At 62.5% G+C, this 13,429-nt stretch carries 13 protein-coding genes; 8 read left to right on the forward strand and 5 right to left on the reverse strand.

The window, feature by feature from the left end:
• The first annotated feature begins 29 nt into the window (after positions 1-29).
• From rbfA to aqpZ, 5 genes are all read left to right on the forward strand, one after another.
• Complete coding sequence (gene rbfA / locus RS897_RS09785) at positions 30-488, forward strand: 30S ribosome-binding factor RbfA (RefSeq protein ID WP_315836367.1); 459 nt, start codon at positions 30-32, stop codon at positions 486-488.
• Positions 485-1,630 (forward strand): tRNA pseudouridine(55) synthase TruB, encoded by a 1,146-nt coding sequence (gene truB / locus RS897_RS09790; RefSeq protein ID WP_315836368.1) that lies wholly within the window; start codon positions 485-487, stop codon positions 1,628-1,630. The genes rbfA and truB overlap by 4 nt, the downstream gene beginning before the upstream one ends.
• A gap of 2 nt (positions 1,631-1,632) precedes the next feature.
• On the forward strand, positions 1,633-1,902 hold the full coding sequence (rpsO, locus tag RS897_RS09795) for a 30S ribosomal protein S15 (RefSeq protein ID WP_315836369.1): 270 nt from the start codon (positions 1,633-1,635) through the stop codon (positions 1,900-1,902).
• A gap of 285 nt (positions 1,903-2,187) precedes the next feature.
• Positions 2,188-4,341: a polyribonucleotide nucleotidyltransferase gene (pnp, locus tag RS897_RS09800; RefSeq protein ID WP_315836370.1), complete on the forward strand. Its 2,154-nt coding sequence runs from the start codon at positions 2,188-2,190 to the stop codon at positions 4,339-4,341.
• A 258-nt stretch (positions 4,342-4,599) separates the two neighbouring features.
• The gene (gene aqpZ, locus RS897_RS09805) at positions 4,600-5,292 is read left to right on the forward strand and encodes an aquaporin Z (protein ID WP_315836371.1); all 693 of its coding nucleotides are present in this window, start codon (positions 4,600-4,602) and stop codon (positions 5,290-5,292) included.
• 75 nt (positions 5,293-5,367) lie between these two features.
• Here the strand turns inward: aqpZ and RS897_RS09810 are convergent, their stop codons facing one another.
• Positions 5,368-6,282 carry a LysR substrate-binding domain-containing protein gene (locus RS897_RS09810; RefSeq protein ID WP_315836372.1) on the reverse strand — a complete coding sequence of 305 codons (915 nt, stop codon included), beginning with the start codon at positions 6,280-6,282 and terminating at the stop codon, positions 5,368-5,370.
• A 114-nt stretch (positions 6,283-6,396) separates the two neighbouring features.
• On the opposite strand from RS897_RS09810, the gene katG reads away from it, so the two are divergent.
• Positions 6,397-8,565 (forward strand): catalase/peroxidase HPI, encoded by a 2,169-nt coding sequence (gene katG / locus RS897_RS09815; RefSeq protein ID WP_315836373.1) that lies wholly within the window; start codon positions 6,397-6,399, stop codon positions 8,563-8,565.
• Between the two features lie 293 nt (positions 8,566-8,858).
• Entirely contained in the window at positions 8,859-9,452 is a 594-nt protein-coding gene (locus RS897_RS09820; RefSeq protein WP_315836374.1) for a glutathione S-transferase family protein, read from the forward strand.
• A gap of 31 nt (positions 9,453-9,483) precedes the next feature.
• Here RS897_RS09820 and RS897_RS09825 read toward each other — a convergent pair whose 3' ends face one another.
• The 4 genes from RS897_RS09825 to fabA form a co-directional block, all read right to left on the reverse strand.
• Positions 9,484-9,930 (reverse strand): DUF1579 family protein, encoded by a 447-nt coding sequence (locus RS897_RS09825; protein ID WP_315836375.1) that lies wholly within the window; start codon positions 9,928-9,930, stop codon positions 9,484-9,486.
• 22 nt (positions 9,931-9,952) lie between these two features.
• Complete coding sequence (gene fabI / locus RS897_RS09830; protein WP_315836376.1) at positions 9,953-10,756, reverse strand: enoyl-ACP reductase FabI; 804 nt, start codon at positions 10,754-10,756, stop codon at positions 9,953-9,955.
• A 122-nt stretch (positions 10,757-10,878) separates the two neighbouring features.
• Positions 10,879-12,102 carry a beta-ketoacyl-ACP synthase I gene (gene fabB / locus RS897_RS09835; protein ID WP_315836377.1) on the reverse strand — a complete coding sequence of 408 codons (1,224 nt, stop codon included), beginning with the start codon at positions 12,100-12,102 and terminating at the stop codon, positions 10,879-10,881.
• Positions 12,103-12,193: 91 nt separating this feature from the next.
• A complete protein-coding gene (gene fabA, locus RS897_RS09840) occupies positions 12,194-12,721 on the reverse strand; it encodes a 3-hydroxyacyl-[acyl-carrier-protein] dehydratase FabA (RefSeq protein ID WP_315836378.1) in 528 nt (175 codons plus the stop codon).
• Between the two features lie 199 nt (positions 12,722-12,920).
• Between fabA and irrA the strand changes: the two genes are divergently transcribed.
• Positions 12,921-13,409: an iron response transcriptional regulator IrrA gene (irrA, locus tag RS897_RS09845; RefSeq protein ID WP_315836379.1), complete on the forward strand. Its 489-nt coding sequence runs from the start codon at positions 12,921-12,923 to the stop codon at positions 13,407-13,409.
• The last annotated feature ends 20 nt before the right edge of the window (positions 13,410-13,429 follow it).

A 13,429-nucleotide genomic window follows, 5' to 3' on the forward strand; every position in this document is an offset into this window, starting at 1 on the left:
TTCGTGAGGCAATGAGCAGATTTCAAATCATGCCCCGCCATCAACAACGCGGTCCAGGCAAGCCTTCTGGAAACAAGGCTTCTGGCAGCAAGGCTTCCAGCACCGAAGGTTCGCAGCGTCAGCTGCGCGTCGGCGAGTTGGTGCGCCATGCGGTGGCCGACCTGCTGTCGCAAGGCAGCGTGCACGATCCGGACCTCGAAGGTCACATCATCACCATTCCAGAAGTGCGGATGTCGCCGGACCTCAAGCTCGCCACCGTTTATGTGATGCCGCTCGGCGGTCAGGGCATCGACAAGGTGCTCGCCGCGCTCGAACGCAACAAGAAGTTTCTCCGCGGTGAAGTTGCGCGGCGCATTAACTTAAAATTTGCGCCTGATATTCGCTTTCGCGTTGACGAACGATTCGACGAGGCGGAACGAATAGAGAAGCTACTGAGAACACCTGCGGTTCAAAAAGATCTCAGACAAGAATCGGACGAAAACGAATGAACGGACATCCGCAAAACGACATCGATCTCGCCCCTTCGGATGATTCGAACGAGCATGCGCAAAATAAATTTGCTGGTTCGCAGGCCGTTAACAGCGAGCCGGATTTCCGCGCGCATCGGGAACAGCAGCCGCAGCAATCGCGCGGACAACATCGCGGACAGCAGGGCGGCGATCGCTCCGGCAAGCCGAAGCGCGACAAGCGTGACGTGCACGGCTGGGTGATTCTCGACAAGCCGATCGGCATGACGTCGACCCACGCGGTCGCGGTGATCAAGCGGCTGTTCCAGGCCAAGCGCGCCGGCCACGCCGGCACGCTCGATCCGCTGGCCTCCGGCGGACTGCCGATCGCACTCGGCGAAGCCACCAAAACGGTCCCGTTCGTGATGGACGGCCGCAAGCGTTACCGCTTCACCGTGACCTGGGGCGAGGAGCGCGATACCGACGACACCGAGGGCCGGGCCACGGCCACCAGCACGGAACGCCCGACCGCCGAGGCGATCCGCGCCCTGCTGCCGCAGTTCACCGGGCTGATCGAGCAGACCCCGCCGCAATATTCGGCGATCAAGATCCAGGGCGAGCGCGCCTATGACCTTGCCCGCGACGGCGAGGTGGTGGAACTGAAGCCGCGCCCGGTCGAGATTCACGAATTAATCCTTGTGGAACAGAAGGATAGCGACCGTTCGGTATTCGAGGCCGAATGCGGCAAGGGAACCTATGTCCGGGCGCTGGCCCGGGACCTTGGCCGGCTGCTGGGCTGTTATGGCCATATCAGCGCATTGCGCCGGACCCTGGTGGGCCCGTTCGTCGAAAACGACATGATTCCACTGGAACAACTGGAGGCTTTGTGCGATAGAGCCGCGTCCGGTGGGGCTAGCCTCGCCGACGCGCTTTTGCCCGTTGAGACCGCGCTGGACGACATCCCGGCACTGGCCGTCACACGGGCGGATGCGGCAAGGCTCCATCGGGGCCAGGCCGTCTTGTTGCGCGGACGGGATGCGCCCAATTCGAGCGGCACAGTCTATGTCACCGTCGGAGGCCGTTTGCTGGCCCTCGCCGAAATTGGCAATGGCGAACTCATCCCCAAGCGCGTGTTCAACCTGACCGGGCTGACAGCCAGTTCCAGTCGCAACGAAGGTGTTTGACGATGTCGATTACCGCAGAACGCAAAGCGGAAGTCATCAAGACGAATGCAAAGAAGTCCGGCGACACGGGTTCGCCGGAAGTCCAGGTCGCGATCCTCTCGGAGCGCATCACCAACCTGACCGAGCACTTCAAGACCCACGTCAAGGATAATCATTCCCGTCGTGGTCTGCTCAAGCTTGTGTCCACCCGCCGTTCGCTTCTCGATTATGTGAAGAAGACGGACGAGGCGCGCTACAAGGCGCTTCTCGAGCGGCACAATATCCGTCGTTAAGACAAGTCCACGCGCGCACAACCTGCGCGCGTTTTGTCATGCAGGCCGCTTATCGTGAACAAGTCACGGCGACCTGCATGATCCGCCCGCCGCAATACGGCGGCAGGCGGTGACGGGCAAGGGGCCCGTGAATCGAAGGACAGACGTTATTCGAAGCATGAAAGCCATGGCAGGATCGCCGGACGCTGACGTCGCAATTCATTTGCACGCAGCGTCTCGCCATCTTGGCATGGCTTTGGTGTTTTTGGCGTCCGGCCGTCGAAAAACCGATGAAAGATAATTACGATGTTCAATGTACATTCAGTCGAACTGGATTGGGGCGGACGTCCCCTCAAGCTTGAAACCGGAAAAGTTGCGCGCCAGGCCGATGGCGCCGTCATTGCGACCTACGGCGAGACCATCGTGCTCGCGACCGTCGTCTCCGCCAAGAAGCCGAAGGAAGGCATCGATTTCCTCCCGCTCACCTGCAACTACCAGGAAAAGACCTATGCGGCCGGCCGCATTCCCGGTGGCTACTTCAAGCGCGAAGGTCGTCCGACCGAGCGCGAGACGCTGATCTCCCGCCTGATCGACCGCCCGATCCGTCCGCTGTTCGCCGACGGCTATCGTTGCGACACCCAGGTCATCGTCACCACTTTGTCCCATGACCTCGAGAACGATCCGGACATTGTCGCGATGGTCGCGGCCTCCGCCGCGCTGACGCTGTCGGGCGTGCCCTTCATGGGCCCGATCGGCGCCGCTCGCGTCGCCTTCATCGACAACGAGTTCGTGCTCAATCCGCAGCTCGACGAGATGGCCGACAGCCAGCTCGAACTGGTGGTCGCCGGCACCGGCGACGCCGTGCTGATGGTGGAATCCGAAGCCAAGGAATTGCCGGAAGAGGTGATGCTGGGCGCCGTGATGTTCGGCCATCGCCACCTGCAGCCGGTGATCAAGGCGATCATCGAGCTCGCGGAAAAGGCGGCCAAGGAGCCGCGCGACATCGCGACCATCGACAATTCCGAGATCGAAAAGGAAATGCTCGGTCTCGCCGAGCAGGAGCTGCGCGCCGCTTACGCCATTCCGGTGAAGCAGGATCGCTACAAGGCTGTCGACGTCGTCAAGTCCAAGGTGCTGGCGCACTTCTTCCCGGAAGGTGCCGAGCCGAAGTTCGACAAGCTGCGTATCGCCGGCGTGTTCAAGGAACTGGAAGCCAAGATCGTTCGCTGGAACATCCTGGACACCGGCAAGCGCATCGACGGCCGCGACTCCAAGACCGTGCGCAACATCGTCGCCGAAGTCGGCGTACTGCCGCGCGCCCACGGCTCGGCGCTGTTCACCCGCGGTGAAACCCAGGCGCTGGTGGTGACCACGCTCGGCACCGGTGAGGACGAGCAGTACATCGACGCGCTGCCGGGAACATACAAAGAGACTTTCCTGCTGCACTACAACTTCCCTCCCTTCTCGGTCGGTGAAACCGGCCGCATGGGCTCGCCCGGCCGCCGCGAAATCGGCCACGGCAAGCTGGCCTGGCGCGCGATCCATCCGATCCTGCCGCTGCATCACGAGTTCCCCTACACCCTGCGTGTGGTGTCGGAGATCACCGAATCCAACGGCTCGTCGTCGATGGCCTCGGTGTGCGGCGCCTCGCTGGCGCTGATGGATGCCGGCGTGCCGTTGAAGCGGCCGACCGCGGGCATCGCGATGGGCCTGATCCTGGAAGGCGATCGTTATGCAGTGTTGTCCGACATCCTCGGCGATGAGGATCATCTCGGCGACATGGACTTCAAGGTGGCCGGCACCGAAAAGGGTGTCACCTCGCTGCAGATGGACATCAAGATCGCCGGCATTACCGAAGAGATCATGAAGGTCGCTCTCGGTCAGGCCAAGGATGGTCGTATTCACATCCTCGGCGAAATGGCGAAGGCTCTCACCGCGGCACGTGCCGAACTCGGTGAACACGCCCCGCGCATCGAAGTGTTCCAGATCGCAACCGACAAGATCCGTGAAGTGATCGGCACCGGCGGCAAGGTCATCCGCGAAATCGTGGAAAAGACCGGCGCCAAGGTGAACATCGAGGACGACGGCACCGTGAAGGTGGCGTCCGCCAATGGCGAATCGATCCGCGCAGCCATCAAGTGGATCAAGTCGATCGCCTCCGATCCGGAAGTCGGCCAGATCTATGACGGCACCGTGGTCAAGGTGATGGAGTTCGGTGCGTTCGTGAACTTCTTCGGCCCGAAGGACGGCCTGGTTCACATCAGCCAGCTCGCCGCGGCCCGCGTGCAGAAGACCTCCGACGTCGTCAAGGAAGGCGACAAGGTCAAGGTCAAGCTGCTCGGCCTCGACGATCGCGGCAAGGTTCGGCTGTCGATGAAGGCTGTCGACCAGACCACCGGCGAAGACCTCGAAGCCAAGCCCAACGCGGGCAGCGAGCCGCGCGAAGCCGCCGGCGAGTAATCCACGTCGTTTGAAAATACCGGAGTCGGAAAGGGCGGCCGCGAGGCCGCCCTTTTTCGTTCAGGCCTGTGATTCGCGCGCATGGAAGCAGTGCAGCATGACCGGCACGAGCCTCCCCTGACGAAACCAAATTCGCTTTCGATTTGAGCAAAATCAACGGCTTAAATTTGCGGCCGCGCGGCTCAGTAGAACTGAGCACCGCCTTTTGATATCAAGTAACGCGCGATTCAACCGCGCGTTGGTGATCAGGGGAAAGCAATGACGAGAAAGCTCGCGGCAGAGTTCTTCGGAACGTTCTGGCTGGTGTTCGGTGGATGTGGAAGCGCTGTTCTCGCTGCGGGCTTTCCGCAGCTCGGCATCGCCTTCGTTGGCGTCTCGTTTGCGTTTGGACTGACGGTGCTGACGATGGCCTATGCCGTCGGCGGCATCTCGGGCGGTCACTTCAATCCTGCGGTCTCGCTTGGCCTGGCGATCGGCAATCGCTTCAGCTGGAGCGAACTCATCCCGTACTGGATCGTCCAGGTCGCTGGCGGCCTGGTGGCGGCGGCGGTGCTTTACGCCATCGCGTCCGGCGCTCCCGGTTTCAAGCCGGGCGGCTTCGCGTCCAACGGCTATGGCGATCTCTCACCCGGGCATTACAGCCTGTTCGCCGCGTTCCTGGCGGAGACGGTGCTGACGGCTGCGTTTCTCATCATCATTCTGGGATCGACGTCGAAAGCGGCTCCGGCCGGCTTCGCACCGATCGCCATCGGCCTCGGCCTGACGCTGATTCACCTGATCTCGATCCCGGTCACCAACACGTCGGTCAATCCTGCACGCTCGACCGCCGTGGCGTTCTTTGCGCAGACCGGTGCGGTGTCCCAGCTGTGGCTGTTCTGGGTCGCGCCGCTGATCGGCGCCGCCATCGGCGCGATCATCTGGAAAGTGCTGCTGGCGTCGGATGAATCGTAGGGCTTGATGACGCTGCCGTATCGTCGACAAAGCCGCCGTGCTTCGAACGAAGCATGGCGGCTTTCTATCATGCGATCACGCCTCCGAGGGATGCCGCGCGCGCAACGTCTCGGCCGACAGACAGATCACCTCGGAAATCTGCAGCAACTGCCGCGCCAGCGGGCTTGTCTTGCGCCAGACCATGCCGATGGTGCGCGCGGGTTGCGGATTCTTGAAACGCGCGACGGACACCGGCGCCGAACGGGTTTCCACCGCCACCGCCATTTCCGGAATCAAGGTGACACCAATGCCGGCGCTGACCATCTGAACGAGCGTCGATAGCGAGCTCGCTTCCAGCACTTCCCGCGGCGGCGTCTGCATTTTGCAAAACGACAGCGCCTGATCGCGAAAACAGTGCCCTTCTTCCAAGAGCAGCAACCTCATCTCGCGCAGCGTTTCGATACTGGGCACCGGCGTTGCCTTGTCGGAGTCCGGCCTGACCAGCAGGAAATTTTCGTTGAACAAGGCGACCTCGGTTAGCGAAGGCTCGGACACCGGCAGAGCAACGATCGCCGTATCGAGCCGGCCTCCGGCGAGCTCCTGGATCAGCTTCGGCGTCACCGTCTCGCGGACATGAATGTCCAGTTCGGGATGCAGGCGCGTGAGGTTGCCGATCACTTCAGGCAGCAGATAAGGGGCAATGGTCGGGATCATGCCGATGCGCAACTGGCCCACCAGCCGGTCGCGCGACGCCCGCGCAAAATCTCCGAGTTCATCGACCGAGCGCAGGATGTCGCGGGCGCGTCGGGCGAGATCTTCTCCGAATCGCGTCAGCACGACCTGCCGCGCGCCGCGCTCGATCAGCACGCCCCCCAGGATTTCTTCCAGCTCCTTGATCTGCATCGACAGCGCCGGCTGCGAGATCGAGCACGATTCCGCCGCGCGTCCGAAGTGGCCATGACGTGCCAGCGCATCGAAGTAACGAAGCTGCCGGAGCGTGACATTATTCATCAGATTATCTTATTGCTGTAATCATTAAAGTCAATTTTACCTGATGATATCTGCTACGTAGAGTGGTTCTAACCAGACTTTTAGTTGCACTTGGAATTCTCAGAGGAGGCCACGATGGATGACAAAACCAAATGCCCGTTTTCGGGCGGAACCCCTGCACCCGCGAACCGGGACTGGTGGCCGAACCAGCTCGATTTGGGGATTCTGCACCAGCAATCGAACCTATCCGATCCGATGGGCGAAGCGTTTGATTACGCCAAGGAATTCAAGACCCTCGACCTGAATGCCGTGATCAAGGACCTGCACGCCTTGATGACGGATTCGCAGGATTGGTGGCCGGCAGACTTCGGCCATTACGGGCCGCTGTTCATTCGCATGGCCTGGCACAGCGCCGGCACCTACCGCATCGGCGATGGCCGCGGCGGCGCCGGTGCCGGACAGCAGCGCTTCGCGCCACTCAACAGCTGGCCTGACAACGCCAACCTCGACAAGGCGCGCCGGTTGCTGTGGCCGATCAAGCAGAAATACGGCCGCAAGCTGTCCTGGGCTGACCTCCTGATTCTCACCGGCAACGTTGCCTTGGAGTCGATGGGCTTCAAGACTTTCGGTTTCGCCGGCGGCCGCGCCGACGTCTGGGAGCCCGAGCAGGACGTCAACTGGGGCCCCGAAGCCAAATGGCTGGATGATCAGCGCTACACCGGCGACCGCGAACTCCATGGTCATCTCGGCGCCGTGCAGATGGGCCTGATCTACGTCAATCCGGAAGGCCCGAACGGCAAGCCGGACCCGCTCGCTTCGGCGCGCGACATCCGCGAAACGTTCGCGCGCATGGCGATGAACGACGAAGAGACGGTGGCGCTGATCGCCGGCGGTCACACCTTCGGCAAGACCCACGGTGCGGGCGACGCGACGCTGGTCGGTGTCGAGCCGGAAGGCGGCAGCATCGAGCAGCAGGGCCTCGGCTGGTCGAGCAAGCATGCGACCGGCATCGCCGGTGACGCCATCACCAGCGGTCTCGAAGTCACCTGGACCTCGACCCCGACAAAGTGGAGCACCAACTTCTTCTGGAACCTGTTCGGCTACGATTGGGAATTGACCAAGAGCCCGGCCGGCGCACACCAGTGGACGCCCAAGGGCGGCGCCGGTGCCAACTCCGTGCCGGACGCGCATGATCCGTCGAAGCGTCACGCCCCGGCCATGCTGACCACCGACCTCGCGCTGCGCATCGATCCTGCCTATGAAAAGATCTCGCGGCGTTTCTACGAGAATCCGGATCAGTTCGCCGACGCGTTCGCACGCGCCTGGTACAAGCTGACCCACCGCGACATGGGCCCGACCGTGCGTTATCTCGGCCCGCTTGTCCCCAAGGAAGAGCTGATCTGGCAGGATCCGATTCCGGCCGTCGACCACGAACTGGTCAGCGATCAGGACATCGCGGCGCTGAAGGCCAAGATCCTGGCCTCCGGCCTCACCGTGTCGGAGCTGGTTTCGACGGCCTGGGCCTCGGCATCGACGTTTCGCGGCTCCGACAAGCGCGGCGGCGCCAACGGCGCGCGCATTCGGCTTGCTCCGCAGAAGGACTGGGAGGTCAACCAGCCGGCTGAACTTTCGAAGGTGCTCGGCAAGCTCGAAGCGATCCAGAAGGAGTTCAACGCCGGTGGGAAGAAAGTCTCGCTCGCCGACCTGATCGTGCTGGGTGGTTCCGCTGCGGTCGAGAAAGCAGCCAAGGATGCCGGATACGACGTGAAGGTGTCCTTCAAGCCGGGCCGCATGGATGCGTCACAGGAACAGACCGACGTCGACTCCTTTGCCGCGCTCGAACCGACGGCTGACGGCTTCCGCAACTATATCCGCGGCAAGCATCCCGTGTCGTTCGAGGCCCTGCTGGTGGATCGCGCCCAGTTGCTGACGCTGACCGCGCCGGAAATGACCGTGCTGGTCGGCGGCCTGCGTGTGCTCGGCGCCAATGTCGGCAAGTCCAAGCACGGCGTGTTCACCGACAAGCCGGAGACGCTGACCAACGACTTCTTCGTCAACCTGCTCGACATGCGCGTCGTGTGGGACCCGGTCGCAGGCTCCGAGCACTTGTACGAAGGGCATGATCGCAAGACCCGCGCGGTCAAGTGGACCGGCACCCGTGCGGACCTGATCTTCGGATCGCACTCGCAGCTGCGCGCCCTTGCCGAGGTCTATGCCGCCGCCGATTCGAAGGAGAAGTTCGTCAAGGACTTCGTGGCGGCATGGACCAAGGTGATGAACGCCGACCGCTTCGATCTCGCCTGATCGCAGCGGAGGGTCTACGAGGCCTTCCAGCTCAAACGCAGGGCGGCGCTTCCGTGTGAAGGCCGCCCCGATACAGACCCTCTCGATGGGCCCCCAGGTTCAAACCTGGCGGGCCCATTGTCTTGAGCTCGCTTTCGGCGAGGGACCTTCGAGATAGCCGGCTGATCGGTCGCAGCATATATTTCTCCCGGCGACGCCACGGCCGATGGATTTTATCCGCATTTAGCTGCAAGAAGAGACAACTCGTCTGCATCAGTTCCGTGGTCGCCATCACGTCAGCCGGAGTCCCCGTCATGATGAAACTGTATTATTCGCCCCGCTCGCGATCGTTCACCGGCCTGTGGCTGATGGAGGAGACCGGCCAGCCCTATGAGCGGGTGCTGACCGACATCTCGACCGGCGCGCAGAAGACCCCCGAGTTTCTCGCCGTCAATCCGATGGGCAAGGTGCCGGCGCTCAGGGATGGCGATGTGGGCCTGGGCGAAGCCGCCGCGATCTGCGCCTATGTCGCCGAGCGTTACCCGGATGCCGGGCTGGCGCCGCCGGTCGGCGATCCCCGCCGCGCGCATTATCTGTACTGGATGTTTTTCGCCTCGACCTGCATCGAGGCGGCGGTGATGCAGATCTTCACCAAGATTCAGGTGCCGACGTCGACCGCGGGCTGGGGCGAGGCGACCCAGGTGTTCGACGTGCTCGACAAGGCACTCGAAAAGGGGCCGTGGATTCTCGGCGAAAAATTTTCCGCGGCCGACATCCTGATCGGTGCAGGTCTGAACTTCGCGATCAACATCTTCAAGATGGTGCCGGCACGGCCGTCATTCGACCGCTATCTCGCACGCTGCGTCGCCCGGCCCGCGTTCCAGCGCGCCATGGCGCTGGCGGCTTGAGCACACGGCTGTTGTAAAGACTCCCGGCGCCTCACACGCGTCGATATTTGCCGGCCATCACCAGCGACCAGGACGCGCCGCCGTCGAACGAATTCTCGACCACCGTCGAGAGCCCGTCCTCGCCGGCAACACGAAATGAGTGCCGCGCCATGCCGCGCGGCGAGGTCCTGATCAGGACCAGGTCGGAGCCTGTCCAGTCGCCGCGCGCGAGCGCCGGCGGCACGAAGCCGTAGCTGTCGAACCAGGCCATCGCATAATCAGATGTCTCGGTATCCCAGGTGATACGCGCGTGCGCTTCAAAGATAGCCTTGCCGTCGCGGCGCTGCACATGATCGAGCGTTAGCCAGAAGCCCTCGAGTGTCAGCGATGCGGACAACTCTGCGTCTGCCGCGCCACCGAGGCCCCACTGCGTCGGCGCAACGTGGTCAGTCCCGACAAAGCGGCCGCTCAACGCCGCCAACCGGCGATGCTGATTCATCAAGACAGGCATAACGATCAGGTCAGGCTTCGTCGGCCTTCAGTGCGCTCGGCTTCGGCATCAGCACCACGTTGTAACCGGAATCGACGTAGTGAATTTCGCCGGTGACGCCGCCGGACAGCTCCGACAGCAGATACAGCGCCGAGCCACCGAGTTCATCAAGAGTGACGCCGCGTCCGAGCAGCGAATGCTTCTCCTGGAAGGCGAACATCGCGCGGGATTCGCCGATGCCGGAGCCGGCCAGCGTGCGCACCGGGCCCGCGGAGATGGCGTTGACGCGGATGTTCTGGCCGCCATAGTCGGCGGCCAGATAGCGCACCGAGGCTTCCAGCGCCGCCTTGGTCACGCCCATGACGTTGTAATTCGGCATCGCGCGCAGCGAGGCCCCGAACGTGAGGGTGATGATCGAGCCGCCTGATGGCATCATCGCCGCCGCGCGCTTGGTGATTTCCGTGAACGAGAAGCACGAAATCACCATGGTGCGCGAAAAATTCTCCCGCGTGGTGTCGGCATACAGGCCGCGGAGTTCGTTCTTGTCGGTGAAGCCGATCGCGTGCACCACGAAATCCAGTGTGCCCCACTTGCTCTTCAGCGCATCGAACACCGCATCGACACTGGCGATATCCTCGACGTCGCAGGGCAGCACTGTGTCGACACCAAGCGATTCCGCCAGCGGCTTGACCCGTTTCGCCAGCGCCTCGCCCGCATAAGTGAAGGCGAGTTCGGCGCCGTGCGCATGCAGCGTCCTGGCGATGCCCCACGCGATCGAATGATCGTTGGCGATGCCGAGGATCAGCCCGCGTTTGCCTTGCATCAACCCGGTCATGACGACGCTCCGTTATTAAGGAATCCAGTCACCACACGCGACGGCGCGTGATGCGTGCTACAAAACGTGTGATTGCGAAAATTTCGCAGCCGCGCAACAGACGAAGATCTGCCCAGTCGACGTCACGCATCCAGCCGCTTGAACACCAGCGTGGCATTGGTGCCGCCAAACCCGAACGAGTTCGACAGCACGGTTCCGACCTTGGCGTTGTCGACGCGCTTGCGCACGATCGGCATGTCAGCGAACGCCGGATCGAGCTCCTGGATGTTGGCGCTCTCGCAGATGAAACCGTTGTTCATCATCAACAGCGAATAGATCGCCTCCTGCACGCCGGTGGCGCCGAGAGAGTGGCCGGTGAGCGACTTGGTCGCGGAGATCGGCGGGCATTTCTCGCCGGCGCCGAACACCTTGCGGATCGCAGCGATTTCCGGGGCATCGCCTGCCGGCGTCGAGGTGGCATGCGGATTGATGTAGTCGATCGGTCCCTTCACGGTGGACAGCGCCATCCGCATGCAGCGCTCGGCGCCTTCGCCTGATGGTGCCACCATGTCGTAGCCGTCGGAGGTCGCGCCATAGCCGACGACCTCACCATAGATCTTCGCGCCGCGCGCCTTGGCATGATCGAGCTCCTCGAGCACCACCACGCCCGCGCCGCCGGCGATGACGAAGCCGTCGCGGTTGACGTCATAGGCACGCGACGCGGTCGTCGGCGTATCGTTGTATTTCGACGACATCGCACCCATGGCATCGAACAGCACCGACAGCGTCCAGTCCAGCTCCTCGCAGCCGCCGGCGAACATCATATCCTGCTTGCCGATCTGGATGGTCTCGTACGCATTGCCGATGCAATGGTTCGAGGTGGCGCAGGCCGACGAGATCGAATAGTTCACGCCCTTGATCTTGAACCAGGTGGCGAGCGTCGCCGACGCCGTGGACGACATCGCCTTCGGCACCGCGAACGGTCCGACACGCTTTGGTCCCTTGGTACGGGTGATGTCGGCGGCCTCGACCACGGTACGCGTCGACGGGCCGCCCGACCCCATGATGATGCCGGTGCGTTCGTTGGACACATGGCCGTCTTCGAGGCCGGCATCGCGGATCGCCTGCTCCATGGCGATATGATTCCAGCCCGCGCCCTCGCCGAGGAAGCGCATTGCGCGGCGATCGACGACGTCAGCGGGATTGAGGCTCGGCGCGCCATGCACCTGGCAGCGGAAGCCGAGCTCGGCATACTTGGCTGCGCGCGAAATGCCGGACTTTGCCTCGTGAAGACTCGAAAGCACTTCCTGAGTGTTGTTTCCGATGGACGAGACGATCCCCATCCCCGTCACCACAACCCGCCTCATGATGTACCCTCACTCTCGAATGGAAATGCGTTCTGCTGACTGTGCGACGGATCAACGCGTTCGACACGTCCCGTCACCGGACAATCTTGTGTCATGCCCCTGGCAGCGTGGCGTCCTGCTGGAACAGGCCCACCTTCAGATCCTTGGCGCGATAGATAATCTCGTCGTCGGCTGAAAGCCAACCGTCGCCTATCCCGAGCACAAGCTTCGAACGCATCACGCGTTTCATGTCGATATTGTACACAACCTTCGTGACATGAGGCAGAACCTGGCCGGAAAACTTCAGCTCGCCGATGCCCAGCGCACGCCCGCGTCCGGCGCCGCCGAGCCAGCCCAGGTAGAAGCCGACCATCTGCCACAGCGCGTCCAGGCCGAGACAGCCCGGCATCACCGGATCGCCCTTGAAGTGGCAGCCGAAGAACCAGAGGTCGGGTTTCACTTCGAGTTCGGCGCGGATCAGGCCCTTGCCGAATTCGCCGCCGGTCTCCGAAATCTCGGTGATGCGGTCGAACATCAGCATCGGCGGCAACGGCAGCTGCGCATTGCCCGGGCCGAAGATCTCACCACGACCGCACGCCAGCAGGTCCTCGTAGTCATAACTGCTGCGCCGGTCGTGCATGCCGTACTTACCCCTCTGAATTAGCTATAGGAACGCGTTCGGCCGCTCTCTAACATAGGCCTTGTGGCGGGCAAAGCCGCCTTATGCGCCCGCCACGGCAAGTCTGCAGTTGCGAAAAACTTGCATGTAACTGCATGCTTATCCTATAATGGCTGAAATCCGAATTCCTTGCATAGGGCGGGCGATTTCCCGTTGTAAAATGAGTGACTTAACCCACACCCACGACGAACCGACCGATGCCGAGATCCTTGGATCGGTCCGTGCGCCTGCACTGACCGGCTGCCCTTGGCATGACGTCAACGAGATGCTGCAATCCGTGGGATTGCGCCCGACCCGCCAGCGCATGGCGCTAGGCTGGCTGCTGTTCGGCAAGGGTGATCGCCACCTGACCGCGGAAATGCTGTACGAGGAAGCCACCCAGGCCAAGGTGCCGGTGTCCCTCGCCACCGTCTACAACACGCTGAACCAGCTGACCGAAGCCGGCCTGCTGCGTCAGGTCAGCGTCGACGGAACCAAGACATATTTCGACACCAACGTGACGGCGCATCACCACTTCTACGTCGAGGGCAATCACGAGCTGGTCGACATTCCGGATCCGCATCTGATGCTGCAGAAGATGCCGGACGTGCCGGAAGGTTACGAAATCGCCCGCATCGACATGGTGGTCCGGCTGCGCAAGATCCGCTGACGCCAAGGTTTCTTTCGGAA

This window comes from Bradyrhizobium prioriisuperbiae (genome assembly GCF_032397745.1).
Taxonomy (GTDB): Bacteria; Pseudomonadota; Alphaproteobacteria; order Rhizobiales; family Xanthobacteraceae; genus Bradyrhizobium_A; species Bradyrhizobium_A prioriisuperbiae.